Below are 25,646 nucleotides of genomic sequence, written 5' to 3'. Positions count from 1 at the left end.
CAGAATGTTTCTGGGGGGCTTTTTTATGCATCGTCTGCTTTATTACAGTGCAAAGGAATCACCGCGCAAATACATGGTTTTCAGCAGCGGGCACACTTTGTAGCGCTCGTCATGGGTGTCCTGCCACAGCGACTCAAGTACATCATATACCCGGCTCACGCCGATTAGATTGGCCCATTCAAATGGCCCACGCGGGTAGTTGGTGCCCAGTTTCATACTCTTGTCAATGTCTTTGATGTTTGCCGTGCCTTCCTGCAACGTATAGCAGGCCTCGTTGATAATCATACACACTACACGCGGCGTGACCATGCCCACGCGGTCTTGCACCACGCGGTAGTCAGTGCCCAGCGCGGCGCAGATTTCGGCGAGTTGGGGGGCATTTTCAGAATTGTATAGGCTCACTTCCAGCAGCGGCCGATTGAGCAGAGTTGGCAGGCCGCAGAAGCCGAAAAGGGTGGCTTCAAGCCCTTCACTGTCGTGATGCCAGAACGCCTCACTAAGTGAAGTAGTGGAGCACTCCACAAAGATTACCTTACCGGGCTCATTAAATACGCTCAGATTCTCGTTCAGCCCAAAATGCATTATTATATCGGCATCACTGACTGCTATTTTAAGCTGTTTCTTGAGCGTCTGCCACTGTCTGCCGTTTTCAGCTGAGAATTGAAAAAAACTATATTCATGTTCTGCGCCGAACTTGCTCTCCACCTCGGCCTTCATGTGGTCGCCATCGATAATCAGCAGGTGCATATTTTCTCGTAAGTTTCGGCTTAAAGATACCTTCCTTCCTCACAACCCAACCAAAATGCCCCCCACCATCATTTATTCGCCCGACGCGCCGGCTCCCATCGGTCCTTATAGCCAAGGTATTCAGGCTGGCAACACGGTTTACGTTTCGGGCCAGATTGCCTTGGATGCGCACACCGGCCAGCTCATAGGCAACGGCGACGTAACGGCTGAAACCCACCAAGTAATGCGCAATCTGCAAGCCGTGCTTCAGGCCGCTGGCCTTACCCTACGCGATGTAGTGAAGTGCAGCATTTTCGTCAAAGACCTCGGGAATTTTGGACTGATTAACGACATCTACGGCAGCTATTTCGAGGCCGACTATGCCCCGGCCCGCGAAACGGTGGAAGTTAGTCGCTTACCAAAAGACGTACAGGTTGAAATTTCCTGTGTAGCCGTCCGGGCCTGATGTGTTTAGGCGAACAGATTATCGCACACAAGACTAACGCTACTATCACCCAATGACAAAACCGCCTGAGTCAACCACCGACGGGCGGTTTTTTCGTACCTTCGCGCCGCGTTTTCTGAGTCTGAGCGCGACTATTTGTTTGTATGGAAAGAGAAGTTCGGGTGCGATTTGCGCCCAGCCCTACGGGGCCGCTGCACATTGGCGGCGTGCGCACCGCGCTGTATAATTATCTACTGGCCCGCAAGCTGGGGGGCAAAATGCTACTGCGCATCGAGGATACGGACCAGAACCGCTTCGTGCCCGGCGCTGAAAAGTATATCATGGAGGCCCTTCACTGGGCAGGCATCGAGATTGATGAAGGCCTGGAGCAAGGCGGTCCGCACGCGCCCTATCGGCAGAGCGAGCGGAAGCCGATGTATCGGCAGTACGCGCAGCAGCTCATCGACAGTGGCCACGCTTATTACGCCTTCGATACTCCCGAAGATCTGGATGCCATGCGTGCGCGCCTCACGGCCGCCAAGGTGCCGAATCCGCAGTATAACGCCATTACGCGCAACCAAATGCGCAACTCTCTTACCTTACCTGAAGATGAGGTAAAAGAGCTATTGGCTAACGATACGCCCTACGTTATTCGCCTGAAGGTGCCCCGCAAAGAGGAGGTACGCTTCCAGGATTTAATTCGAGGATGGGTAGTTGTGCATTCCTCTGCAATTGATGATAAGGTGCTCATGAAGTCGGATGGGATGCCAACCTACCACTTGGCCAACATCGTGGACGACCATTTGATGGAGATTACCCACGTGATTCGGGGTGAAGAGTGGCTGCCCTCGGCGCCGCTGCACGTGCTGCTGTACCGCTATCTGGGCTGGGAAAGTACTATGCCGCAGTTTGCCCACTTGCCCCTGCTGCTCAAGCCCGATGGCACGGGCAAGCTTAGCAAGCGCGATGGCGATAAGCTCGGCTTCCCCGTTTTTCCTCTCGAATGGCATGGCATCGACGGCGAAACTGGTGAGCCGACTGTGAGCAGTGGCTACCGCGAAAGCGGATATCTGCCGGAAGCGTTCATCAATTTTCTGGCCTTTTTGGGTTGGAACCCAGGTTCGCAACAGGAGTTGTTTACTATGGACGAGCTGATCGAGTCTTTCTCGATTGAGCGTGTGAGCAAGTCACCCGCCCGCTTCGACCAGAACAAAGTGCGCTGGTACAACGAGCAGTATCTGCGTGCCAAGCCCGATACGGAGCTGGCGCAGTACCTGCTGGCGGCTTTGCGCGAGCACAACATTGAGTGCTCGGAGGAAAAAGCTGTACTGATTGCCGGCGTAATGAAGGAGCGGGTGACGTTTCCGCAGGATTTCTGGCGTGAAGCGCAGTACTTCTTCGAAGCCCCAACTACCTACGATGAGCAGGTAATTGCGAAGAAGTGGAACGCGCCCACGGCCGCCGCACTAGCCGAATTTGCTCGTGAGTTGCCTACCTCTTCCGACACTTCGCCCGACGGCATCAGAGCTTTGCTTACGCAGGTACTCGAGCGTCAGGGCATCAAAATTGGGCAGGTTCTGCAAGCACTGCGCGTAGTGGTGACAGGCGTTAGCGCCGGTCCCGATCTGATGGCGACAATGAGCATTATCGGGCCTGCTGAAACTGCGCAACGCATCGAAACGGCCGTGCAGAAGTTGCCTCAATAACCTAGGCGGAAGGGTAGTGTTATTTGCTAGCATTACTTTCCGCATCCACTACAGGGGCCGCGCCGTATTGCTTCGGGGCGGCCTTTGCGTTTTGGAGCAGGGTGCTGTGACCTAACACACCGAAAACGGACGACGATATGGCTAAGAAACCCGTCAAAAAGAAGAAAAACGACCCGGAAAAGAAGGCCAGGGTGCATAAAGACCTGGAAGGTTTTGAGATAAAAATCAACCCGCTGGGCGAGATCACCTCCACCTATACCATCGAAGAGGTCAACCAATTTCTGAATCGCCACGTGCGCGACAAGAAGCTGGTGAACCGCGATGGGCAGTTTGGTGAGAAAATCGAGGAAGACGAAGATTTCCCGCTGGAAGAGGGCACGCCGGAGCCGGAAGAGTCGGAGGAGGAGTTCATGCGTCGCACGAGTCGCGAGGCGAAGAAGCCCAAAAAAGCCCCCCGTAGTGCAGCCGATGAGCCTGACGAGGACGAGATGATTCCCACCACCGAATCGCCAGAATAGCAGCACATCACTTTACTCAAAAAGCCCGCCAACGACCGTTGGGGGCTTTTTTGAGTATCAGCTACTTACGCTGAGCACTGACTTTGCCGAAATCCCAAATCAGCATCTCAATATCTCAAGCAATCATAGCATTTCACTATACTTGAGAAAATTTTGCTCTTCTCTCTTTCGCTATGCAATCTCACGACGTAGACTACCGCATTCTGGGCAACGATATTCAGGTCCTCGAAGTAGAACTCGACCCCAATGAAACCGTCATTGCCGAGGCCGGTGCGATGGTGTACATGGACGAGGCCATTGCTTTCGAAACGAAGATGGGCGATGGGTCGGAGCCCGATCAGGGATTAATGGGCAAGCTGTTTTCGGCCGGGTCACGCTTGCTGACGGGTGAGTCGTTGTTTATGACGCACTTTACGCATCGCGGTGGCCATGGCAAAAGCCGAGTGGCGTTTTCGGCACCCTATCCCGGCACCATTCTCCCGCTTGATTTGCGCACCCTCCCGCAAGGCCTGATTGTGCAGAAAGATGGTTTTCTGGCAGCGGCGCGAGGTACTAAAGTCGCTATTCACTTCAACCGTCGCTTGGGCGCAGGGTTCTTTGGGGGTGAAGGCTTCATCCTTCAAAAGCTAACCGGCGATGGCAAAGCCTTTATTCACGCCGGGGGCACCGTCATCGAAAGGCAACTCAACAATGAACTGTTGCGCGTCGATACAGGCTGCGTAGTTGCCTTCGAGCCTAGCATCGACTTCGACATTGTGCGCGCTGGGGGGCTAAAATCGATGATTTTCGGGGGTGAAGGATTGATGCTGGCCACCCTACGCGGCACGGGTAGAGTCTGGATTCAATCGATGCCCGTGAAAAAACTGATTCAGGCGCTTATGCCTAATGGCGGCAATGCCAGAAAGGAAAGTGGTGGTATACTAGGCAGCTTCCTGGAGGAGTAAGCCCACGGGTTAAACTTGCCTCTCTACTATTGAGGCAATTCTTGGCTCTATGCTATTGCGCGGCTTTACTAACCGTCGCTAAAGCTGCGTGGCTATGAATCCGATGCTGATTACTAATGTGCAAACCAAGACGCCAAGTAACCCCATGGTTACGATGGCACTCAGCGAAGAAAGCTCGCCATTATTAGCAGTAGCATTGCGGCGGGATACATAGGGGCGGGAGCGGGTAGTAGGGGCGGGCACAGTGTGAAGTCTAATCGTTTGAGATTTGCACAAAGTCAATACCCGCGTAATATATCAACAATAATGCCGTCTAAAATAGTTATATCTCATCTTTATTTTCGCTTATTTTCCAGACCCATAAAGTACTAAAGCACAAGTCTCATTTCAGTAATACTCCACTTATAGCTTTCTCACCGATTGCAACTTGCCTGTATTGTACGTTTCTATTTTTTCTGGCTGTCCAGTCGGCGAGTATGAAGTCCAGTCGCCCAGCCAGTAGAAATGGGCATCGGTGGCGTCAGTCTCGAATTGGGCCTGCCCACGTTTTGCTACCCGACCATTGGGGTGATAGTACGTGATAAGCTGCCGGCCAGCCGGCCGATGCAAGTAAACTTCCTGCCGCTCAAGCTGCCCAGCAAGGCTATAATACCGCCAGCGCCCTACTGGCTGACCATGCTTAAATCGCCCCTTCGTGCCTATTTTTTGGTATTGCTCATCGTAATAGGCGTTCCAGCGGCCGTGCCGCTCACCAGTGCGGTCGTACTCATTAAGCGACCAAAAACCGATGGGGAGTCGGTTGCGGGAGGTAGCGGTAGAAGCGGAACTAGCACAAGACGAGAGCCATAGCCCCACGGCTACAATCCAGAGTTTCTGACGCATACGAGAAATGGTTGAGGTTAAAGCGGAGTAACAACAACGCACTGGACGCCACCAGGAGTTTCACCTGAAGATCCGGATTTCTTTAATTATCTACTTTGGGTTTAGTTACCTGATGTTCCATTTATAAAACGCGCAGAAGTTCGTCGAGCAGCTCACGTGAGTTGCTGAGGCGGGGCACTTTATGCTGGCCCCCAAGCTTGCCTTTACTACCCAGCCAGCGCTCAAACGTGCCCGCTGGAGCCACCGTAAGCTGGGGCGGGGCTAGGGCCATATCGCGGTGCCGTTTGGCGTCGTAATCGGAGTTAAGCTGGCGTAGCGTCTGGTCGAGCACAGCAACGAACTGATCGGGACTGGGGGGCAAATTTGTGAACTCAATAAGCCATTGGTGGCCACCGCGGGAAGTGGCTGAGGCATCAAAGTAGATGGGAGCAGCCGTATAGTCGCGTACGGTGGTATTGGTGGCTCGGCAGGCGGCGGCAATAGCGGCATCGGCGTTTTCAATCACGACTTCCTCGCCGAAAGCGTTCAGAAAATGCTTGGTGCGCCCCGTGATACGTATCCGATACGGCGCGAGGCTGGTAAAACGCACCGTGTCACCAATTTTGTAGCGCCACAGGCCAGCGTTGGTGCTAATTACTAATGCATAGCTGTGGCCAAGCTCTACCTCCTCAAGCTGAAGCGTACGCGGGTTTTCTGCTTCGAACTGGTCGGCGGGAATGAATTCGTAATAAATGCCGTGGTTGAGCAAGAGCAGCAAGTCCTCTGAGTCGGGCTCGTCCTGCACGGCAATGTAGCCTTCCGAGGCATTATAGATTTCTAGGTAACGCATCCGCTCGCTCGGAATCAGTTCTTTAAATAGCGCTCGATAGGGCCCAAAAGCCACCGCGCCGTGCAGAAACAGGCGCAGGTTAGGCCACACTTCCGTGATGTTATCAGCGCCAGCCAGGGCGGTTACGCGCCGCAGCAGAAGCATCATCCAGGTGGGCACACCAGCCAGAGTGGTTACATCTACGTGCTGCACGTGGCGAGCTATGCGCTCAATTTTCTCTTCCCACTCATCCAGCAACGCCAGTTCCAGCGGGGGCGTGCGCAGAAACTCGGCCCAACGAGGTAAGTTCTGCATAATGACGGCCGATACGTCGCCGACGCGGGAATCGGAGTCGTCGGGGCGAAAAGGATTGGGGCCATGCGTGCCCCCAAAGACAGCGTTTTGCCCCCCAGAATCTTTTCCGCTGGATACAGCGTCGTGGCCAGGGCCACCATGTCGCGGCCGGCGCGATAATGCCCCGCTTCCAACGATTCACGGGTGACGGGAATGTATTTGCTCCGCGCATTGGTAGTGCCGCTGGATTTGGCAAACCACGTCACGCGGCCGGGCCACAGCACGTCCGGCTCGCCGCGTAATACGCGTTCAATGGCTGGGTACAAATCCTCGTAGCTACTTACGGGCACACGCTGGGCTAGCTCGCGGCCCTCGAAGCCATCAGCGAATCCGTAGCGCTGCCCCCACTCCGTATCTCGCGCCGTGTGCAGCAGTTCCTGCAACAGCTTGTGCTGCACCTCGTGCGGGTGATTTCGGAAGTGGTTAATAGCAGTTAGTCGCCGCTGCAGGGCCCACGTCAGGACGGAATCAATCATGGAAATAGTGGGATTGAGCGGTAATTTGGCGAATAGTTACAAACAAAAAACCTCTCCTATCAAGCTTAGCCCGATGTGAGAGGTGAAATCTTGCTTTTAGTCTTCGCTAGATCTTGCGCTTGTACTCGAAATGCTTGCCCAGGTATACACGGCGCACGGTTTCGTCGGCGGCTAGCTCTTCGGCAGTGCCCGCTTTGAGCAACTTACCCTCAAACAGCAGATAGGCCCGATCCACGATGCTGAGCGTTTCGTTCACGTTGTGGTCGGTGATGAGGATGCCGATATTCTTATGCTTGAGCTTGGCTACGATTCCCTGAATTTCCTCTACGGCAATGGGGTCAACGCCGGCAAAAGGCTCATCGAGCAGCACAAACTTCGGATCGACGGCCAAGGCGCGAGCAATTTCGGTGCGCCGCCGCTCTCCGCCGGAAAGTACCCGACCCAGGTTTTTGCGCACATGCGTAAGGCTAAACTCATTGAGCAGCTCCTCCACTTTATCACGCTGTGCTTTCTTAGGTAGGTCGGTCATTTCCAGCACCGCCAGAATATTTTCCTCCACCGTCAAATCGCGAAACACGGACGCCTCTTGGGCTAAGTAGCCAACACCGCGCTGGGCCCGCCGAAACATAGGCAGCTTGGTAATATCTTCATTATCAAGGTGAATGGAACCTGAGTTGGGCTTCACCATTCCCACAATCATGTAAAAGCAGGTGGTTTTACCAGCCCCATTCGGCCCCAGCAAACCCACAATTTCGCCCTGCTCTACGGTCACGCTCATGTCGTTGACTACGGTGCGGGCTTTGTAGGTTTTGATCAGGTGGTCAGCGCGTAGAATCATGGGGTAAAGGTAGGACGGTTGGCGGGGTTTCAGCGTATCGAAAACAAGCGGTCAGGCTGCCATAAGCCGCCTGACCGCTGTCTGTTTGTTCTATCAGTTACGCTTTCGGGGCGAGCAGTTGGGTGCGTAAGGCTTGCTGAGCAGGCGTTGGGGCAGGGCTGGCCTCTACCACGTTGGTTAGCTCGACCTCAAACTCCTGGGGCGAGGCTTGGCGCTCCTGGGGGGCTTTTTGGTCTTTGGATTGGAAACGCACCTTCACTGGTGCTGTCGAAGTAGGCTCCACCAGTGGTCGCAGAAGCTTTTCCGCGTTCGACATATCCAGCTTAGTGCCGTTCACGGCCAGAATCACATCGTCGTCCTTCAAACCAAACGCGTTCTGATCGGGCGCGGTAGAAGCTACTTTGAACTGCTGTTTTTCGGTGTCGTAGCCGAAGCCTAACCGGCCAAAGGCAAGCACTTTGCTTTGCTCTGTAGGAGCGTAGCGCCAGCCGATTTTGGCGAAATACTCGGCGTAGGGCAAAGGCTGGTTGCTAATAACGTACTGATCGAAGAACTGCTGAATCTGTGGATTGGTGAGCGCCACAATTTCCGGAATAAGCTGGCTGTCCTCGAAGGAGCGCGTGGGGCCGTACTTCTGGCGCAGTGTCAGGAGCACGTCGCGCAGGCTCTGGCGGCCCTGGCTTAGCTCCTGAATACGAATATCGAGCAGCAGACCAATGAGCGCGCCCTTATCATACACGTTCTGGTACATGTCCTTGTAGGGCGGCACCAGAATATTGCGGCTCATTTCCGTGAACGACACGTCCTTAAACTTCGAGGCGTTGTCGATTTTCTCCTTCATCTTTTCCCGAAACGCATCGGGCGTTACCAAGCCGCCACGTACTTGCACGAGTTGGGCGAAATACTCGGTTACGCCCTCATACAACCACAAATGCTGCGACATTTTGGGGTCGCGGAAGTCGAACTCACCAATTTCGCGGCTGTGAATGTTCAGCGGGGCCAGCATGTGCAAAAACTCGTGCGAGGCTACCTCCTGCACCATGCTACGCAGGCGCGCCGAATCGGGGAACTCAGGCAGAAAGTACACTGAGGAGTACGAGTGCTCCATGGCTCCAAATCCACCGTCTTTGCTGATTAGCGGCGAGCCAAGGGCCGGGAAATACATCAGAAAATGGTATTTCGGCACGGGCATTTGCCCAAAAAACTGCGTCAAGGCCTCCGCCATCGGGCGCATAATTTCGCGCACGTCAGCGGCCTTTATCTGTCCCGTTTCCGACACAACGGATACCCCAATGCGCGCGCCGCCAGTAGCAAAGCTCGTCGTATCGGGGCGGCTATAGAGGATTGGGCCATCGGCTAGATCTACGTAATTGGGCGCGGTGTATACATCCTGGGTGGGCGTGGGGGCCTTTTTTTCCAGAGAAGTGGCGCCGTATAGGTCAGCGGGCTTCGCCACGGTTACTTGGTAAGGAGCCATTTTGTAGCCCTCTAAGTACCCATAGAGCCCGTAGTGGTTGAGCACATAGTTGTTGCCGGCTTCGAAATTGGTGCCGCCGGGCTGGAAGATATAATCGTCGCCCTGCTTGGCATCCCAGGTATCATCAACCAAGTATTCGAGGCGCGCCAACCCTTTCGCTTTGTTGATGACAAACAGATTAGGATTCGGCTGCGTGACTTTCAGGGCTTTGCCTTTTTTGTCGAAGGCCTTGAAGTTGGTCACGAAGCGGCCGTAGTCTTTCTTGGAGTAAGAGCCGGGCACCACCGAGGGCATCACGTAGGACACCTGCGACTCTTTTACGGGCGGCGTATTCACGACTACCCGCACCTGGTCATTGGCTACATTCTGCAAATCGACGGCAATCTGATAGCCTGCGGAGGCAGGTTGCTGCGCCTGAGCCGCAACGGCGGCCCCTAATCCAAGCCCGAGGGCAAGACCAAGAATTTTCATGCAATAAGGATATCGGGGAATGAAAGGAGCGGTTAAAACGAGCGCACAAGGTAACCATTGCTCTTCGCGAATTCTCCTCAACGCAGAATTGCCGAGCCGGATTCCCTATACTGCAGACCGGCGCTGAATACGCTTTTATTTTTGTCCCCCAGAATGGCCCGTTTTACTACTGTTAGTCGCTATACGCTTGGTTTGTTGCTCGTGGTGGCCGGCGTGCTGCATTTTGTGGTCCCGACACCGTATGTGCGTATCATGCCGCCGTATCTGCCGGCCCCGCTTATGCTCGTGTATCTGAGTGGCCTCTGCGAAATTGGGTTGGGAATCGGGCTGCTTTTCCGACGAACAAAGCGTTGGGCGGCTTGGGGCACGGTAGCACTATTTATTGCCGTGTTGCCTGCTAACGTGTACATGGCTCAGGCCAATGACTCCTTATTTCATTTGCCAGCGTGGCTCGTGTGGGGCCGGCTGCCGTTGCAACTAGTGCTCATTGCTTGGACGTGGAACCACACGCGAAAGGCGGAACACCTTGTCTTCTGACCTTGGCACTGCTTAGGAGCCGTTGGGGGGCTTTTTTTTGATGATTACCCCGGTTTACTAAGCTGACGCTGGGTATTGTACTTTTGCCCCCACGTGCTCCATCTCGCTTTATGGCAACAACTCTATCGACTTCTTCTACGCGCTGGCAACGTTTGGTGCATCACCCCGCGAGCTTACCGGCCGTCTATGTTCTGCTGACGGTGGCCGCTACGGTGGTGCAGTTTCTGAAAAGCAGCAATCTGCCTTACACCAACTACAATAACTACATCATCTTTCGCAACGCGTTTTATCACCTGTTGCAAGGCCAGGACATGTACATCCTGCACCTAGTGGAGCAATACGATTTGTATAAATACAGCCCCACGTTTGCCCTGCTCATGGGCCCATTTGCTGTATTGCCCAATTTTATCGGCCTGCTGGGCTGGAATGCGCTAAACGCCGCGGCCCTCTACTGGGCCGTGCAACAACTACCGACCATTGATACCAGAGCCCGCCGTATAGTTCTTTGGCTGTCGGCCATTGAATTGCTGACTTCCATGCAAAACGCCCAGAGTAACGGCTTAGTGGCCGGGCTTATCATAGGCGGAGCGGTGGCGCTGGAGCGCGCCCGGCCCGGCAGAGCGGCGCTGTGGCTTTTACTGAGCGTGTTCGTGAAGCTGTTTGGATTGGTGGCGTTCGTCCTGTTTTGGCTGTATCCGCGCCAGCGGGTGCGCTTTGTGTTATGGTCGGTGGGCCTGGGAATTGTGCTGGCGCTGTTGCCGCTGGTGGTGGTGCCGCCCACGGAGCTGCTGGCCCAATACCAAAGCTGGGGCGTTATGCTGGCCGCCGACCACTCGGCTTCGTTTGGGCTATCGGTGATGGGGTGGCTGGAAACTTGGTTCGGATTTTTGCCCCCCAAGACGGCTGTGGTACTAGTTGGAGCCTTGCTGTTTTGCTTACCGCTGCTGCGCTTCAAACAATACCAGCACGCAGCCTTCCGGACGGGGCTGCTAGCGGCGGTATTGCTGTGGGTGGTCGTGTTCAATCATAAGGCGGAGTCGCCCACGTTCGTTATTGCGGTGGCGGGCGTGGGGCTGTGGTGGAGCTTACAACCCAGCCGGCGCTGGCCCGATCTGCTGCTCCTGTTTTGCGTCGTTCTGTTCACGGTGCTCTCCCCTACCGATCTGTTTCCGCGCTTCCTGCGTAAGGCGTACGTGGTGCCTTACGTACTCAAGGCCGTGCCCTGTATCTTCGTTTGGGCGCGCCTGACCTATGAACTATTAATCCGCAATTTTGCCCCCCAGCCTTCTACTTCTGCTGCCGAAGCAACTCCTACGGCGGTTTCAGCTGCCTCTCTTTCCGTCTAGCTTATGCCCCCGAATACGCTCAATTATTGATGAAGCTGGTCAAGTATGGAGTGGTGGGAGGTTTCGGGGTAGTCGTTGATTTCAGCTTGACCTATCTGGTCAAGGAGAAGCTACGACTGAACCCCTATGTAGCCAATGCCATTGGGTTCAGCGTGGCTACCTGCATCAATTTTTTCCTAAACCGCATCTGGACTTTTCGCAGCCACGACCCGGCCATTCTGGGTCAGTTCGGATATTTTGCGCTGGCAGCTATTATTGGATTAGGTCTCAATACTCTGCTCCTACGCTGGCTGTATCAGCGCTGGAAAGTGCCGTTTTACGTTGCAAAGCTAATTTCCACCGGCGTGGTAGTAATCTGGAACTTCGTGATTAACGCCTTTTATACCTTTGCTTAATCAGAGAGAAGTCATTACTCTTCCCAACGAATATCCTTCAAGCGCAGCTGTAGGCTTTTCACACCCCGGAACTCGTTCATTTCAACGGTGTAGCATACGCTAAAGGGATGGCCCTGCATGATGCGGTCGAGGTACTCACCTAGTCCAAAACCGATGGCATCTATCGTGTAGTGACCATCTTGGGTGAGCACGAGTTTGAGGTGAGAGTTGCCGACAATCCGCGCAGAATGAGGCACGATGTATACATTTCGCGACTCAAATACCGGGTTGGAGTTGCCCGGCCCGAAAGGCTCCATTTGCCGAAGTAGGTTAAAGAAGCCCGGCGTCACGTCGCTTAGCCGCAGTACCCCATCAATTTCTACGGGCGGAATGAGCTGCTCAGGCAGGATGCGACCAGCCACAATGCGCTCAAATTTCTCGCGAAAAGCCGGCACGTTTTCGATAGGCATGGTAAGGCCAGCGGCGTACATATGCCCCCCAAACTGATCGAGCAGATCAGCGCACTCACCAATGGCCTCATGCACATCAAAACCCACCACGGAGCGGGCCGAGCCGGTGGCTTTGCCGTCGTTGCTGGCCGTCAGGATGATGGTAGGGCGGTAGTACTTATCGAGGCAGCGAGAGGCCACGATGCCCACTACACCCTTGTGCCAATCCTGCTTGAAGAGCACTGTGGAACTGGCCGTGCGCAGCACCGCGTCGTCCTCAATCATTTGCAGCGCCTCTTTGGTCGTGCTGGTGTCGAAGCCACGGCGCTCCTGGTTGGTTTTATCAACTACTCCAGCCTTCTCCTTGGCTTCCTCCTTGGATTGCGCCAGCAGCATGGCCACCGAGCGTTTGGCATCGCCCATACGGCCAGCGGCATTGATGCGCGGGGAAAAGCCAAAAACCAAACTTGTGATATTCAGCTCATTTACGCCCAAGCCAGCCAACTCGCGCAGGGCGTCGAGGCCGGGGCGCTGAGGACGCTGGGGGTCATTGAGCAAGCGCAGCCCATGATAAGCCAGAATGCGGTTTTCGCCGGTGATAGGTACAATATCAGCCGCGATGCTCACTGCCAATAGATCGAGTAGTTCGTGGAGTGGCTCTTCATCCAGCCCCAGATGTTCACCTAGCGCCTGCATAAGCTTAAAGCCTACGCCACAGCCTGATAACTCTTTATACGGGTATTCGCAATCGGTGCGCTTGGGGTCGAGCACGGCCACGGCGGGGGGCAATTCTTGACCGGGTAAGTGATGGTCGCAGATGATAAAATCGACGCCGCGGGTAGTGGCATAGGTTACTTTATCCACCGATTTCACGCCGCAGTCTAGCGCAATAATCAGCGCGTAGCCGTGCTGCGCAGCATAGTCAATGCCGGCTTCCGATACGCCATAGCCCTCCTGGTAGCGGTCAGGAATGTAATAGTCGATGCGCTTGGGGCCGAACAGCGGGAGCAGATACGAGTAGACTACCGCCACGGAAGTGGTACCGTCCACGTCGTAGTCGCCGAAGACCAGCACCCGCTCGCCTTCATGCAGGGCGCGCACGAGGCGCTCTACGGCGCGGTCCATGTCGCGCATGCGCAGCGGGTTGGGTAACTCCTGAAGTACGGGCCGGAAGTAAGCGCGCGCTTCCTCAAAGGAACTCACCTCTCGCTGACAGAGTAAGCTAATGATGGCCTCGTTTACGCGCAACGCATCAGCCAACTGCCGCACGGTGGCCGGGTCGGGCACAGGCTTACGAATCCATCTCTTTTCCATACTAGTCGGCGGGGGTCGCCTACAGCGGACGACGACTCCAAAAGTAAGCAGAAAAATGCCGCCTCGCCCACTAATGCGTATTTTTGCCCCCCAGTCTTTTGCCCCAGTACTTTATGAAAAAGCTTCGCGCGTTTTACCAGCAATACCGGCAATATATCCTCACTGATGGGCTGATGTACCTGGTTTTCATACTGTTCATTGCGCTACTGTTTATTTTCTTTTCCTAGACGAGCGCAAATCGCAACTGGTTAGGGTAAGCAATAACTACGCTTTTGCCCCGCTTTCTATGAGTTATCACCGCGCAGCTTGCGGAAGCGCTTACGGGCTTCGGCCACATAAATACTCCCCGGATACTTCACCAGAACCTGATTGTATAGCTCTTGGGCTTTGGCCTGATCTTTCACGTCTTCTTCCATAATCGTGGCTGTCAGGAAGAGGGCATCATCGCTGAGCACGTCGTACTTGGGATTGCCAGTGATGCGGCTGAGCGTTGTAACGGCCCCTTGGTAATCACCGATACGACGCTGAAGCTGGCCTTTCAGATACCAAGCATCATCGGTGAGGGCATGGCCGGGGTATTTCTGCAAGAGGTTATCGAGGCCCTTCAACGCTTCCGTGAGCTTATTCTGAAATACCAGCTGCTCCACGATTGCATACTCACGCAGGGCCACGCCAGACGTATCCTGAGCAGTGTTGTCGGTGATGAGCAGACTGAGCTGCATAGCATCGTTGGCAATTTCGCGGCTGGTGGCTTGCTTGAGAATATCGAGGTGGCTTTGGGCTAGCTTGAAGTTACCAGCATAATAATTCAGGCGGGCGTTACGCAGCTTGGCGTCATACCCAACCGGCGAGTCCTTGTGGGACTTTTCCACCTGCGAATACAGCAGCGTAGCTTCCCAAGGCTCATTGCGCAGCAGATAGATATCGGCGAGGTTAAGCTTGGCGTCGTCTACCACCGTCAGGCTAGCGCGGGGCATATCAATTACCTGCTGCAAAAGGGCCATGGCCTTCGGCTTATCGTCGAGCTGAAAAGCGTAGAGCGTAGCCATGTTGCGCAGTACTGGGGCAGTTTCGGGCGTGCGACCTAGCTCGGTAAGTACCTGCTCATACTCGGTGATGAGGCTACGGATTTTGGCTACATCAATCGGAAAGGTATTGCGCACCTGCTCTTCGCGGGTTTGCACTAGGCGTTGGCGAGCCACGGGATAAAACGGCCCTTGGCGGTGCTCTCGAATCACGTACTCGTAGCCGGCAATAGCGCTTTCGTAATCTTTGTTGCGCTGGGCAATAGCAGCTAAATCCAGCACGCGGCCACCTTCGGCCCGAGAACGGCGATCGAGGGCTTTAGCCTGCACGAGAGCCCCGGTGAAGTCACGGCGCTGCACCTGTAGCCACAGTAGCAGCTCGCTGTACACTACTTGGTCGGGGTTCTGCTGCACATTCGTGAGCAAGATCTTTTCCAAAGCGTCAAAGTCTTTTTCCTCGCGCAAGCTATTCTGGAGCATGTTGCGCACGAAGGGTAATTGCCGGTCATCGTCGCGGATTAGACGCAGCGTTTCGGCCATCAGGGGGGCATTTTGCCCGCTCTGGGTGTACAGCTGAATGAGCTGGGGGGCAAATTCAGTCTCGTTGCCGGCTAACTGACGGCCGCGCAGATACGTTTTCTCGGCCCACTCCGGAAGCTTACGCTTCATGAACTCCGTGGCTACGGGCACCACTTGCTCGCTCGTAAGCTGACTTATTACTTTTTCATATTGCTTATTAGCCGCTGCTTCGTCGCCACTGGCGGTATAAATGCCCCCCAGCAGCACGCCGTAACTAACTTCTTTGGGTTGCTGCCGAACCGCCTTCTTCACGAGCTTCTCAGCGTCCTTGTGACGCTTTAGCGCTTGCAGAGCGCTCACATAATCGGGCAATACATTGGGGGCCAGCTGCTCATCGGCACGCAAACGACCAAAGAGGAAAACGGCTTTTTCATTTTCGCCCTTGCGCACGTACTCGCGGGCCAAGGCAATATCGCCGCCCTCCTCCTGCTGAGCATGCAGCGGCACCGACAGACCCACACCTAGCAGAATCAAAAAAGCAAAACGAAGCTGACGAAGATCAGGGAACAGCATAACGGCGGATTGATGAAGTGTGCAAATAACTGGTTAGACGCCAGTTTCATTTCACTATCGAGAAAAAAGTGATGCGCGAGTAAAAGATCGGCATAATCCAGTTAGCATAATCCCTCCCTTCATTCAGAATACCAGGAGGCGCATTTGGGACCGAGGTAAATACACGCAACAAAAAAAAGGGCCGCTTATGCGGCCCTTTTTCAATGACTTAGTAACGTTGATTTAAAAGAACTTCGTGCGCTCGTCTTTGATGTTAGCATTCGCTTTTACCGCCTCGTAGATGGCGCCATCGGCGCGGGCAGTGCGCTGCGAAGCAAGCTGCTGACGAACAGCCTTCAAATCGGCAGGAGCAGCGGCTGGCGTGATGCTCACTGGCTCCACAATTACGACACCTTGCTCACCCTGGATAGGCGTGGACTTCTGGCCGGGCTTCAACCCGAATACTTTACCCACAGCTACGGGCTCAGCACCTAAGCCCTGAATGATGCCAGAGCTGGCAACTACGTCGTTAGCAGTCTTTACCTGGGCTTGCGAACCGTAAGCGGCGGCAATTTGCTCCAGCGTACCCGTTTTGCCTTTCAACTTCTCCATGATCTGCTGAGCCTTCATTTCGTTGCGAACTGCGGCAGTCAGTTCAGGCCGGATGCTGGCTACATCAGCGGTGCCTTTCGTGCGCTCGCCGGTGAGGGCAGCAATCACATATTGGTCGCCGATTTCAAAAACCTCCGACACATCACCAATTTTGGTTTCTGGGCCGCCTTGGTTTGCACCGAAAGCCCAACGCACGATTGCCCGGGCACCTTGTAGGTTGTTCACGGCTTGGTCACCGCGGCCAAGGCCTTTCACCTCTAGCTTTTGCAGCGATTTATCAGCAGCCACTGCTTTGCGGAAAGCCTCTAAGTTGGTAGCAGCGCCTTTCAGCTCTTGTGCTTTCTGGTAAGCCGCCTCACGGGTAGTTTCACTTGGTACAAGGTTCTTCTGTACGGCGGCTATCTGGTAGGTCTGATTGGTTTTGGGAGCCGTAACCTTGATGATGTGGTAACCGAAAGAGGTTTCTACCGGATTAGGCAACAAGCCAGCGGCTGTAGCCCCGAAAATAGCTTTCTCGAACTCTGGCACCATGCGGCCTTGCGTGAACCAGCCTAAGTCGCCGCCGGTAGCGGTGGTACCATCGGTACCGTACTGACGAGCCATAGCAGCGAAATCAGCACCACCTTTGATTTGAGCCAACACATCTTTTGCCTTAGCTAGTGCAGCAGCTTTTGCTTCGGGAGTTGTGTTTTCTGGCTTGATAAGAATGTGGCTGGCGCGGGCGGCAGGCTGAGCACCGGCTTTTTGGCCAATAACTTTAAAGATTGAATAGACACCATTCTCGGCGTAAGGACCATACACCTGGCCTACTTGCAAGGGCAACTGCTCGCGGAGTTTCTCGGGCAGATCAGCGGGCGAAACGTAGGCACCGCTGTACGGCTGGTCGGAGTTGAGCTTGGCGAACAACGAATCGTTGAGTGCTGAGCGGAACTGAGCCGTTAGCTGATCAACAGAAGCACGAACGGAGGCGCTATCTTCTTTCGAAGCCGTTACCGGAATGCTCACGTATTCGATGTCGCGACCATCTTCCACCTTGTAGCGGCCTTTGTTCTTATCCAGATAAGCCTGCAATTGCGCGTCCGTCACTTTTACGGACGAATCCGAAATAGAGAAGTAAGGCACGATGAGGTAACGGATGTTGGCGCGAGTGTTCTGAGCTTCGTTGAAGCGCTTAGCCTCAGCCGACGTTACGTAGGTGCTTAGCTTGATCAGGTTATTATACTTGGTAGCTAGGCGGTCAGGGGTAAGGCCGGCCTCAAAATTCCGCCACTGATCTTGGGCTTGGGGGGCAATTTGTCGAGGTTGCGCAGGTATTCTACAACCTTATTGCGGTCGAACTGGCCAGTTTGTGGGTCAGAGAAAGCTTGGCGGATGCTGGGGTGCACATTGCGGCCCTGCACCATGTCGTAGAGTTCATCTTCGCTTACTTCTAAGCCCAGCGCTTCGAATTGCTCCTTAAAAGCGATGCGATAAATGGTCTGGTTCCAAGCCTGGTCGCGCAGGTAGCCAAGGGTGTTTTCGTCGGGCTGACGGCCCTGTTGCGCGATAAAAGCCTGCTTGGCTTGCTCAAGGGTATTATTGAATTCGTTGAGCTCCACTTTTTCACCGGATATCTCCCCTACCGTCGTATCGTTACGATTGAAGAGGCGGTTCTGGCCCGAGATCAGGTCGCCGCCGATAATGAATAGCAGCAGGCCAAAAACGATGGCGCCGACGGCCCAGCCCGATTTTTCTCGAATCGTGTTAATTAATGCCATGTACTTGAAAAAAAGCGCAGTATAGAAAAGTGGAAAGAGGCGCAAAATAACCAGAATCCGCCGGACATTCAAAGCGCATTGCTAGAATGCCCCCAGCAGACGATCGTCTAGCGGCGGCCTTTTTTGCGCGGAGCAACGTTGCGCGACTGTGATTTGGTGGGCGCAGGCTTCGTGGGCGCAGTCGGACCGGGAATATTGGCTTTGGTTTGGCCCAGGTAGCGATACCACATCATGCAGGCAAACGACACCATAAACAGCCAATAATTACGCGAAATGGCGTCCAGACTATTCGACATGATGGTCTCGTACACGCCAATAACTAAGGCTACTACTGCCACGGAAAACAGCACGGTGCGCCCCAGCGCTCTATCAAATTGAAAATCCATGCGGTTAGAAAAAGTGAAGCCAACGCAGAGCGTTGGATAAGTGGTGTGGTCGCTTAAAAAAGCCCCCCAGTCATGCAGGAAATAATTTACCCGCATGGCTGGGGCTTTTTTATTCCTCTACTGGTGCCTCAACGGTGAAGACGCCCGCGGGCTTAAGAATCTTGTAGCGCGAGAAATTCTGGTTGGCCGTCAGGCCGGTACCTGTCAGAATTTCGGTAGGCGTTTCGACGCGCACGAACTTTTCAGTGTAGATGATGGCCTTTTGCTTGTCGTAATACAGCTCTTCGGAGTTCATTTTTTGCTTCTTCTCCTCATTGCTCACCCGCACGTCATTGCGTACTAGATACAGGTCTTTGGCTTTGTCGTACCGGCCGTACTTACCCTGCAGGGTATTCACGATGCCGCCATTTTTGGAATAGAACGTCACCTTCATGCCCTTCGGGTACACTTGGTCGCCGCTTTCGAATTGCTGCGATACGGGAGCCGTCAGCTTGATTTGGAGCTTAGCCGAGTCGCTGACGAGCATTGTTACGTTGGTGGCTTCCAGCAGTGGCCCATTGTACACTACTTTCTTTTTGACCTCGGCGTCATTCTTCTGGCAACCCGTACTCAAACCGGCCACCAGCAAAATGCCCCCCAGGAGCTTCATCCAACTACGACTATGCGTTAGCATGCGCGCCCCTCGGTTACTCAATGCGCCGTTTAATAAACCAGCGGTTGTTTAGCGTTAAGCCCACTTGCACTCGCACATAGTCCTCGCGCACGTTGCCGTTGGGGTTCGCCAAGTTAATGTCAGTGTTGCCACGCTGCCCATAGGTGAAGGCCAAGTTCATGCTAGCAGCTTCCAACGGCGTGGCCGATGGTACGGGGAGGCTAAAGCCCCAGCTTATCGCCCGGTCGTACAATGTTTGTCCTTCAGGGCGGTAAGGCAGTTGGGTGGCGCTTATGCCTGCGCGGTAAGTCACGCGCTTGAAGTAGCTGTCCACGGAGGTGGGATCGGGGTATATTCGCCCCCAGACCTACACGTACTGTGTTGTCCAAAGCTATTCCGGTGGTGGCACCACCAGCTATACCGAACGAGCGAAACTTCGACCATTGCTGGTGCGCTACATCGAGGTTGGCGCTGAAGTTTTTGTTGTTGTCGATGCTAATGCCGAACTGGGCCATAGCGGGCACGCGGGCCTCGCCTTTCTGGCTATCTTCTAGCTGAATACGCTCCAGCTGATTGCCAGCTACATCTTCGCGGTCCAGAGAAGTGTTGCGCACGCCATCTATGCTCGACCGGAAGGTGTAAACGCCCCCCAAGCTATAGTTGAGCTTGCTGTTGATAGCACCCCGATAATGTGCCGCTCCCCGAAAGGTGAAATCGGAGTAGCGTACGTGTTCCAGCAATACTACACTGGCTAGCTGCGATGCATCAGTAACGTCTGCGGGCGCCACTTGTGTAGCTACGCGCTGGTCAATGCTACCAAATACGTACGCGGCCGTACCGCCCACCGTCAGGCCTTTAGCCAATCGGTATGCCTGCCCTATGTACGCTTCCGAGAGGCCACCTTCGCCTTGGTAACGCTTGAGCACTTGCGTACCAGTTGGACCAGAGGCTACGGTTTCGACTACATTGCTCTCATAATCGACGGCGCTGTACGGCTTGAGACCAACAGCGCCAGCCCAGCTTTTGGACAGCGGCACGGCCAAGGCCAAGTAGCCCAGCGTACCACTTCCGTCGCGCTGAGAGTTTGTTTGGTTACGAAGCGTTTTGATTTGCCCATTCACAGCCATTTCGTAAGTCGTACGAGCTGTGTAATAAAGCAAAGCCGGGTTCAACTCGTTGATATGAATGCTATTGGGCGCGGCCAAACCGACACCGCCCATTCCTTGCTGACGCACCCCGCCAGTATTGAGGTTGAAATCGCCCAGACCCAAGCGCGAGTACGGCGAGTTGCCCAGCCCTTGTCCTTGGCTTTGCGGCGCTGTTGCCAGACCCATCAACCCAAAACCGACCACGCCGGCTAATTTATTCTTCCACATAGTCAATGGTATGCACCAATATTCGGTGAAGCCCGAGCAGCACGAGTTCGGGAATTACAAAGATAGGGCCTTTGAGCCGCGATTGAAAAAAGGGTGCGTCGCCACCCGCCAAGAGTACACTTAAAGCGGGCCGCTGAGCACGGTACTGATCAAGTATTCCATTCACTTCTGCCACGGCCCCATTAAGCACTCCACTACGAATGGCCGACTCCGTGTCAGTGCCAGTGAGTGGAATCTCAGTTAGCAGGTCGGGGGGCATTTCTAGTAACGGCAGCCGGCCCGTAAACGTGTGTAGCGCCTGAAAGCGTAGCCGCAGCCCCGGCGCAATACTACCGCCCCGGAACGTATGACCGCCTTCTACCCAGTCGCATTTAATAGCTGTACCGGCATCGATAATCAGCGAGTCGCAACCCGGCCGGAGCCACGCAGCGCCTACCGCCGCCGCTAGCCGATCAGCGCCGAGGGTCTGGGGAGTGGCATATCCATTACGAATAGGTAAAGGCGTAGACGCCGGTTTGAACTCCACTACTTTCCCTGCCACTCGGGCGCGCACTTCAGCTGCCCACGCATCTGTTGGCTCCGCCACCGACGCTAGAATAACGTGGGCTGGCTTCCATCGCTCTACGACCTCATTAACTTGCTCTTTCGTCTGAGCAATGGCGTTTTCGCGCAGCACATCATCCTCGAAGCAACCGTATTTCACGGTGGTATTGCCAATGTCGAGGGTGAGGGTGCGCATGGAAACAGGGCTTACCTACGGCGTTAGTTTAGCTCGCTCTTCATTTGTGGAAAAATAGCTGGCTAAATTTGGCTGAAGGCAGTCGGAGTAATTGGATAGAAAAACTAAGAGCGGCTAGGGAGCGCCAAAAGCAAAGGACGCCTTACCAACTTGAACATGAGTCGGTAAAGCGTCCGTTGGTTGCTTCTTACAAGAAATACTTCAGGCGAATAACTTCCTTCTCGTTCAGATAGCGCCACTTGCCACGGGGCAAATCTTTTTTAGTAAGTCCTGCATACTGCACCCGGTCCAGAGAAACTACCTCATAACCCAAGTGCTCAAATATGCGGCGCACAATGCGGTTGCGACCAATGTGCAGCTCAACGCCCACAAAGTGCGCATTGCCCGCTACCACGGCCACATCATCAACCTCCGCTTTGCCATCTTCCAGCTCAACACCTTCGGCAATCTGGCGCAGATGATCTTCGGTGAGCGGTGTGTTCAGCTCTACCTGATAGATCTTCTTGTTCTTGTGCGACGGATGCGTAAGCTTTTGGGCCACCTCACCATCATTAGTGAAGAGCAGCAAACCAGTTGTGTTACGGTCTAGGCGACCGACCGGGAAGATGCGCTCCTTGGAGGCAGTAGCCACCAGATCCATTACCGTTTTGCGACCCTCTGGGTCATCGGTAGTAGTGATGAAGTCTTTTGGCTTGTTGAGCAGTACATACACCTCTTTTTCACGCTTGAGGTTGGTTTTGCCATACTGCACGGTATCAGTGGGCTGTACTTGGTAGCCCATTTCGGTAACTACCTCGCCATTCACCCGAATTTCACCGGCGGCGATAAGCGCATCCGCCTCACGCCGTGAGCAAACACCCGCATTAGCGATGTAGCGATTCAAGCGCAGAGTATCACCGGCCGAATCATCTTCCTCGCGCCGACGCTTGTTGCCGCGGGTTTTATCCTCTTCGTAAAACTTTAGGTTCTTGTAAGCGGGAGCTTCACCAGGCACTTCGTCACGCTTAGGCTTATCTGCCCGGTTGCTGCTAGCATCACGTGCCGGCCGATTCTCGGGTCGCGCCGGGCGCTCACCAAATGGCCGGGCGTCGCGGGGAGCCGAGGAGCCAAAGTCGCGGCCACCAGCCTTGTTCCGGTCGCCGTAGTTTCCGCGCTCACCGGTGCTGCGGGGGGCAAAATTGCCGCGCTTATCATCGGTGTTATGGTTACCAAATCCACCTTCGCGGCGCTGCTCACCGCGGGGGGCAAATTTACTGCGGTCATCATCGCGACGTGGGCCGCCGAAGCTGCCTTCGTTGCGGTCGCGCCGCTCGTAGCCACCTTCCCGGCGCTGGTCGCCTCGGTCGGTGTCTCTGTCCTGGGGGCATTTTTGAAATCGAAAGGCCGCGCCGGACGGATTGGACGGTCCGGACCCGACTCATCATTGCGTGAGTCACGGAGGGTATCAGGTTCGTACGGAGTTTTTGTTGGGGTGGGCTTATCGGTTTCGAAAGGATTTACCTTGTTAAACTTTCGATTGCGCTCCCCAGCTCCACCACGTGGAACGGCGGGCTTGCCCTCCTGCCGGTACGGCTGGCCGGGCCAATTAGCCTTGGGCTGATAAGGTTGTGCAGGCCGCTCATCAGCGCGGTCACGGTCGCGACCAAAGCCACTGTCGCGGCGGTCGTCAAAGCGACGCGGAGCATCACGGTCAAACGAGCGAGTGGGGCGTTCGTTATTGTTGCGGTTGAAAGGCGGGCGACTGTCGCTGTCGCGTCGGGGGCAAAGTTGCCGCGTGGTCCGCGCTCATCCCCCCGACCGAAATCACCGCCGCTTGGCCGGCTACCTCTATCACCAAATTTGCCTCCTGCGTTTCCTCCACCAAAGCGACCACCGCCGCCGATGTTACCACCAGGGTTAGGCCGACCAAAAGCAGGACGCGAAGGAAAGTCGCTGCCCCGCCGGAAGTCATTGCCGTCCCGATTAGCCGGGCGGTCCGAAGACTTGCGGAATCCCTCCGAGCCACCCGCATTACCGGAAGGACGAGAGTCGTTGCGGCCATTGCGGCCGGCGTTAAAATCAGGTTTGTGCTTTTTGCCCATGGTCGGGGAAGTAAGTGCCGTATCTCTACGGTACGGTTTGAAAGTAAATATCGCTAAATAAGACGAGGTGATGCTAACGCACTAGCCAGCAAAACAGTGCCCGAACCTGCACCGCAACCCTGTTGTGGGTAGCCGGTCGCAAGTCCGGGCAAATTCCATTGATAGCAAGAAGGCTATTAGTCGCGGCGCGCCATTTTAGCCTCGATGGAGTGCTGGGTATGCGGCACAGCCCGCAGACGCTCCTTCGGAATCAGTTTGCCAGTGCCAATGCACACGCCGTACGTACCATTCTTAATGCGCACCAGCGCATTCTCCAACTGCTGAATGAACTTCATTTGGCGCGAAGCCAACTGGTTCATGCTTTCCTTTTCGGCCGTATCAGCGCCGTCTTCCAATACCTTAGAGGAAGACGCTGTATTATCGGTACCCGAATCGTTACGACGGCTCAATGTTTCTTTGATAAATGACACCTCCTTACGGGCAGCCGTAAGCTTGTCTTGGATAATCTCTTCGAACTCCGCTAGATCTTCTCTGGAGTAGCGTATGGTTTCTTCACTCATGTCAGCTCAGGAAAGTAAACTATTGAATGTAAACTAATTAGCAAACCTTTTTCAAACGAAGATCAGCTTTTCACCCCTCCTAACACCAGTACAACCAGTTTAGTTGTTAGAAGATAAAATGGCTTCAGGGAGTTACGAATTTGGTATTATAACGGATTCCGCTGGTGCATTTGGCCGCAAAGCTACGCTTTTGTACGCTAATTGACCACAATACATTCATATTGCCACGAAGCGAAATTCGCTCTCGAATTAAAAGCCCAGCATCTGAATGGCTGCAACTGCTGCCTCTACTCCTTTATTGCCATGTTTGCCCCCGCTCTATCCCAAGCCTGCTCCAGGGTATTGGTTGTTACTAAACCGAAGATGACGGGCTTGTTATATTTTAAGCCTACGTTGGTGATACCATTGGCGACGGCGTGGCAGATGTAGTCGTCATGTTTTGTATCGCCTTTGATAACTACTCCCAAGCAAATAACGGCATCAATCTCCTCGTGCTGAGCCAGCAGTTGCGCGCCCAATGTTAATTCGAAACTACCCGGTACGGTATTGCGAAAAATATTATCGGCCTGGGCACCATGCTTAAGCAAGGTTTCATGGGCACCAGCACTAAGTACGTCCGTAATTTCGCGGTTCCACTCGGCTACTACCAAGCCAAAGCGCTTATCGGCAATATCAACGAAGTGGTCAGAACTGTAGTCGCTAAGGTTTTTAAGAGCGGTTGCCATGAAGCACGGATTTGTTGAATAATTGTATCGCACTAACCAGAACGATCGGTGGTTTCCGGTTCGGTGAAGCGATGTAAGTAAACTCTGTATTGATAAAACTGATAAAAGGAAAAAGACGGTATAAAACCGCCCTTTTCCTTTTATCAGTTTTGGCTAATCTGCAAAAGCTGCAAACTCCCGACGACTACTTTCCAGCTATTGCCTGAACGCGGGCAAGGTACTGTTTGGCTTCCGTAACCTCAGCAGCATTCTGGTATTCGTCCACAACTTTTGTATAGGCTTTTATGGCACCATCGTAGTCTTTAGCGAGCTCACGTGCCATAGCTTCCTTCATTAGGTAGCCGGGTGAGAAGTATTCGTTAGCCTTGTAATTGGCGGCCTTCTCATATTGATCAGCTGCTTCCTTAAACTTATTCAGCTCCAGGTAAGCGTCTCCGATCAGGGAGTAAGCCCGAGCTTGTACCAACAAGTCGTCCGAGGTAAAGTCTTCCAGATAATCGATGGCGTTCTGGTATTTACCATCTTTCAAAGCGGCTACGCCAGCATAGAAGTTAGCCAGGTTAGCCGCTTGGGTACCATTGTACTCAGAGGTTATAGCAGCTAAACCATCATACTGCCCATCGCCCTTGAGGGCTTTGTTCAATGAGTCAGCTTCCCAATAGTTGACAGCCTGATACATGGCAGCCTGCCCCTTTTCATTCTGGGTATTGCGCCACGTGTAAAAAGCAAAGCCGCCGACAACAGCTAGCACTACTACCGCTAGCAAGCTCAGTAAAGCTGTCTTGTTGCGCCGGACAAAGTCCTCCGATTCTACCAGCCGGAGGGCCAGCGCGTCAGGGTCTTCCATCAACGGATGCTCGGTCACACCGTCCGCGACAGGTTGGTTTGGATCTGCGGGTACCTCTGTGCGCTGGCGGGCATTAGGGGTATTGCGCGTGTAGGGAATCTTTGACATTACGGGGGGCAAAAAGGCAGCCTCACGGCTGGGGAAAGGCAA

The 25,646-nt window shown here is 54.3% G+C and carries 27 protein-coding genes and 1 pseudogene; 7 read left to right on the top strand and 21 right to left on the bottom strand.

The features are described from left to right. Positions 1–42 precede the first annotated feature (42 nt). Positions 43–747 carry a 3-hydroxyacyl-CoA dehydrogenase family protein gene (locus EPD59_RS01135; RefSeq protein WP_133271188.1) on the bottom strand — a complete coding sequence of 235 codons (705 nt, stop codon included), beginning with the start codon at positions 745–747 and terminating at the stop codon, positions 43–45. Between the two features lie 55 nt (positions 748–802). Between EPD59_RS01135 and EPD59_RS01130 the strand changes: the two genes are divergently transcribed. The 4 genes from EPD59_RS01130 (at position 803) to EPD59_RS01115 (ending at position 4,339) form a co-directional block, all read left to right on the top strand. Further along, positions 803–1,192: a RidA family protein gene (locus EPD59_RS01130; protein ID WP_133271187.1), complete on the top strand. Its 390-nt coding sequence runs from the start codon at positions 803–805 to the stop codon at positions 1,190–1,192. Between the two features lie 143 nt (positions 1,193–1,335). Next, positions 1,336–2,877, top strand: coding sequence for a glutamate--tRNA ligase (gene gltX, locus EPD59_RS01125; protein ID WP_133271186.1), 1,542 nt, complete (start codon positions 1,336–1,338; stop codon positions 2,875–2,877). A gap of 137 nt (positions 2,878–3,014) precedes the next feature. Continuing rightward, on the top strand, positions 3,015–3,395 hold the full coding sequence (locus EPD59_RS01120; protein ID WP_133271185.1) for a hypothetical protein: 381 nt from the start codon (positions 3,015–3,017) through the stop codon (positions 3,393–3,395). A gap of 173 nt (positions 3,396–3,568) precedes the next feature. Then, complete coding sequence (locus tag EPD59_RS01115) at positions 3,569–4,339, top strand: TIGR00266 family protein (protein ID WP_133271184.1); 771 nt, start codon at positions 3,569–3,571, stop codon at positions 4,337–4,339. Positions 4,340–4,741: 402 nt separating this feature from the next. Here EPD59_RS01115 and EPD59_RS01110 read toward each other — a convergent pair whose 3' ends face one another. The 5 genes from EPD59_RS01110 to EPD59_RS01095 all read right to left on the bottom strand — a co-directional run bounded on the left by EPD59_RS01110 (position 4,742) and on the right by EPD59_RS01095 (position 9,645). Further along, positions 4,742–5,221 carry a toxin-antitoxin system YwqK family antitoxin gene (locus EPD59_RS01110; protein WP_133271183.1) on the bottom strand — a complete coding sequence of 160 codons (480 nt, stop codon included), beginning with the start codon at positions 5,219–5,221 and terminating at the stop codon, positions 4,742–4,744. Between the two features lie 121 nt (positions 5,222–5,342). Beyond that, positions 5,343–6,344: a GH3 auxin-responsive promoter family protein gene (locus EPD59_RS01105; RefSeq protein ID WP_317128434.1), complete on the bottom strand. Its 1,002-nt coding sequence runs from the start codon at positions 6,342–6,344 to the stop codon at positions 5,343–5,345. Then, positions 6,251–6,859 carry a GH3 family domain-containing protein gene (locus tag EPD59_RS23430; protein ID WP_317128433.1) on the bottom strand — a complete coding sequence of 203 codons (609 nt, stop codon included), beginning with the start codon at positions 6,857–6,859 and terminating at the stop codon, positions 6,251–6,253. The genes EPD59_RS01105 and EPD59_RS23430 overlap by 94 nt, the downstream gene beginning before the upstream one ends. Before the next feature lie 106 nt (positions 6,860–6,965). After that, positions 6,966–7,697, bottom strand: coding sequence for an LPS export ABC transporter ATP-binding protein (gene lptB / locus EPD59_RS01100; RefSeq protein WP_133271182.1), 732 nt, complete (start codon positions 7,695–7,697; stop codon positions 6,966–6,968). A 97-nt stretch (positions 7,698–7,794) separates the two neighbouring features. Further along, positions 7,795–9,645, bottom strand: a complete 1,851-nt coding sequence (locus EPD59_RS01095) for a M61 family metallopeptidase (protein WP_133271181.1) — start codon at positions 9,643–9,645, stop codon at positions 7,795–7,797. Positions 9,646–9,798: 153 nt separating this feature from the next. On the opposite strand from EPD59_RS01095, the gene EPD59_RS01090 reads away from it, so the two are divergent. The 3 genes from EPD59_RS01090 (at position 9,799) to EPD59_RS01080 (ending at position 11,923) form a co-directional block, all read left to right on the top strand. Beyond that, positions 9,799–10,182, top strand: a complete 384-nt coding sequence (locus EPD59_RS01090; RefSeq protein ID WP_133271180.1) for a DoxX family protein — start codon at positions 9,799–9,801, stop codon at positions 10,180–10,182. A gap of 110 nt (positions 10,183–10,292) precedes the next feature. Continuing rightward, on the top strand, positions 10,293–11,528 hold the full coding sequence (locus EPD59_RS01085; RefSeq protein WP_133271179.1) for a glycosyltransferase family 87 protein: 1,236 nt from the start codon (positions 10,293–10,295) through the stop codon (positions 11,526–11,528). A gap of 29 nt (positions 11,529–11,557) precedes the next feature. Beyond that, the gene (locus tag EPD59_RS01080) at positions 11,558–11,923 is read left to right on the top strand and encodes a GtrA family protein (protein ID WP_205703462.1); all 366 of its coding nucleotides are present in this window, start codon (positions 11,558–11,560) and stop codon (positions 11,921–11,923) included. A 14-nt stretch (positions 11,924–11,937) separates the two neighbouring features. Here the strand turns inward: EPD59_RS01080 and recJ are convergent, their stop codons facing one another. The 15 genes and pseudogenes from recJ to EPD59_RS01010 form a co-directional block, all read right to left on the bottom strand. Beyond that, positions 11,938–13,665 (bottom strand): single-stranded-DNA-specific exonuclease RecJ, encoded by a 1,728-nt coding sequence (gene recJ / locus EPD59_RS01075; protein ID WP_165963432.1) that lies wholly within the window; start codon positions 13,663–13,665, stop codon positions 11,938–11,940. 284 nt (positions 13,666–13,949) lie between these two features. Continuing rightward, positions 13,950–15,782 carry a tetratricopeptide repeat protein gene (locus tag EPD59_RS01070; protein WP_133271178.1) on the bottom strand — a complete coding sequence of 611 codons (1,833 nt, stop codon included), beginning with the start codon at positions 15,780–15,782 and terminating at the stop codon, positions 13,950–13,952. A gap of 222 nt (positions 15,783–16,004) precedes the next feature. Continuing rightward, the gene (locus tag EPD59_RS01065; protein WP_240731559.1) at positions 16,005–17,495 is read right to left on the bottom strand and encodes a peptidylprolyl isomerase; all 1,491 of its coding nucleotides are present in this window, start codon (positions 17,493–17,495) and stop codon (positions 16,005–16,007) included. Between the two features lie 107 nt (positions 17,496–17,602). Next, the gene (locus tag EPD59_RS22080) at positions 17,603–18,130 is read right to left on the bottom strand and encodes a SurA N-terminal domain-containing protein (RefSeq protein WP_240731558.1); all 528 of its coding nucleotides are present in this window, start codon (positions 18,128–18,130) and stop codon (positions 17,603–17,605) included. Positions 18,131–18,237: 107 nt separating this feature from the next. Next, positions 18,238–18,612: a hypothetical protein gene (locus EPD59_RS01060; RefSeq protein ID WP_133271177.1), complete on the bottom strand. Its 375-nt coding sequence runs from the start codon at positions 18,610–18,612 to the stop codon at positions 18,238–18,240. A gap of 13 nt (positions 18,613–18,625) precedes the next feature. Further along, a complete protein-coding gene (gene lptC / locus EPD59_RS01055; protein ID WP_133271176.1) occupies positions 18,626–19,189 on the bottom strand; it encodes an LPS export ABC transporter periplasmic protein LptC in 564 nt (187 codons plus the stop codon). A 13-nt stretch (positions 19,190–19,202) separates the two neighbouring features. Then, the gene (locus EPD59_RS01050; RefSeq protein ID WP_133271175.1) at positions 19,203–19,481 is read right to left on the bottom strand and encodes a hypothetical protein; all 279 of its coding nucleotides are present in this window, start codon (positions 19,479–19,481) and stop codon (positions 19,203–19,205) included. Continuing rightward, a complete protein-coding gene (locus EPD59_RS01045; protein WP_133271174.1) occupies positions 19,432–20,544 on the bottom strand; it encodes a hypothetical protein in 1,113 nt (370 codons plus the stop codon). The genes EPD59_RS01050 and EPD59_RS01045 overlap by 50 nt, the downstream gene beginning before the upstream one ends. Beyond that, complete coding sequence (locus EPD59_RS01040) at positions 20,531–21,283, bottom strand: type III pantothenate kinase (protein WP_133271173.1); 753 nt, start codon at positions 21,281–21,283, stop codon at positions 20,531–20,533. The genes EPD59_RS01045 and EPD59_RS01040 overlap by 14 nt, the downstream gene beginning before the upstream one ends. Positions 21,284–21,470: 187 nt before the next feature. After that, positions 21,471–22,277, bottom strand: coding sequence for a pseudouridine synthase (locus tag EPD59_RS01035; protein ID WP_133271172.1), 807 nt, complete (start codon positions 22,275–22,277; stop codon positions 21,471–21,473). Continuing rightward, a complete protein-coding gene (locus EPD59_RS01030) occupies positions 22,244–22,603 on the bottom strand; it encodes a hypothetical protein (protein ID WP_133271171.1) in 360 nt (119 codons plus the stop codon). The genes EPD59_RS01035 and EPD59_RS01030 overlap by 34 nt, the downstream gene beginning before the upstream one ends. 394 nt (positions 22,604–22,997) lie before the next feature. Next, the gene (locus EPD59_RS01025) at positions 22,998–23,192 is read right to left on the bottom strand and encodes a hypothetical protein (RefSeq protein WP_133271170.1); all 195 of its coding nucleotides are present in this window, start codon (positions 23,190–23,192) and stop codon (positions 22,998–23,000) included. A 348-nt stretch (positions 23,193–23,540) separates the two neighbouring features. Beyond that, positions 23,541–23,924, bottom strand: a complete 384-nt coding sequence (locus EPD59_RS01020; protein ID WP_084443474.1) for a TraR/DksA family transcriptional regulator — start codon at positions 23,922–23,924, stop codon at positions 23,541–23,543. A 249-nt stretch (positions 23,925–24,173) separates the two neighbouring features. Continuing rightward, positions 24,174–24,649, bottom strand: a pseudogene (gene ribH, locus EPD59_RS01015) (6,7-dimethyl-8-ribityllumazine synthase). 184 nt (positions 24,650–24,833) lie between these two features. Continuing rightward, a complete protein-coding gene (locus EPD59_RS01010) occupies positions 24,834–25,604 on the bottom strand; it encodes a tetratricopeptide repeat protein (RefSeq protein ID WP_133271169.1) in 771 nt (256 codons plus the stop codon). Positions 25,605–25,646 lie beyond the last annotated feature (42 nt).

The sequence above is a fragment of the Hymenobacter radiodurans genome (assembly GCF_004355185.1).
In the GTDB taxonomy this organism is placed as follows: domain Bacteria; phylum Bacteroidota; class Bacteroidia; order Cytophagales; family Hymenobacteraceae; genus Hymenobacter; species Hymenobacter radiodurans.
The sequence above is the reverse complement of the archived record's forward strand: the minus strand, read 5'-3'. Positions and strand labels throughout refer to the sequence as shown.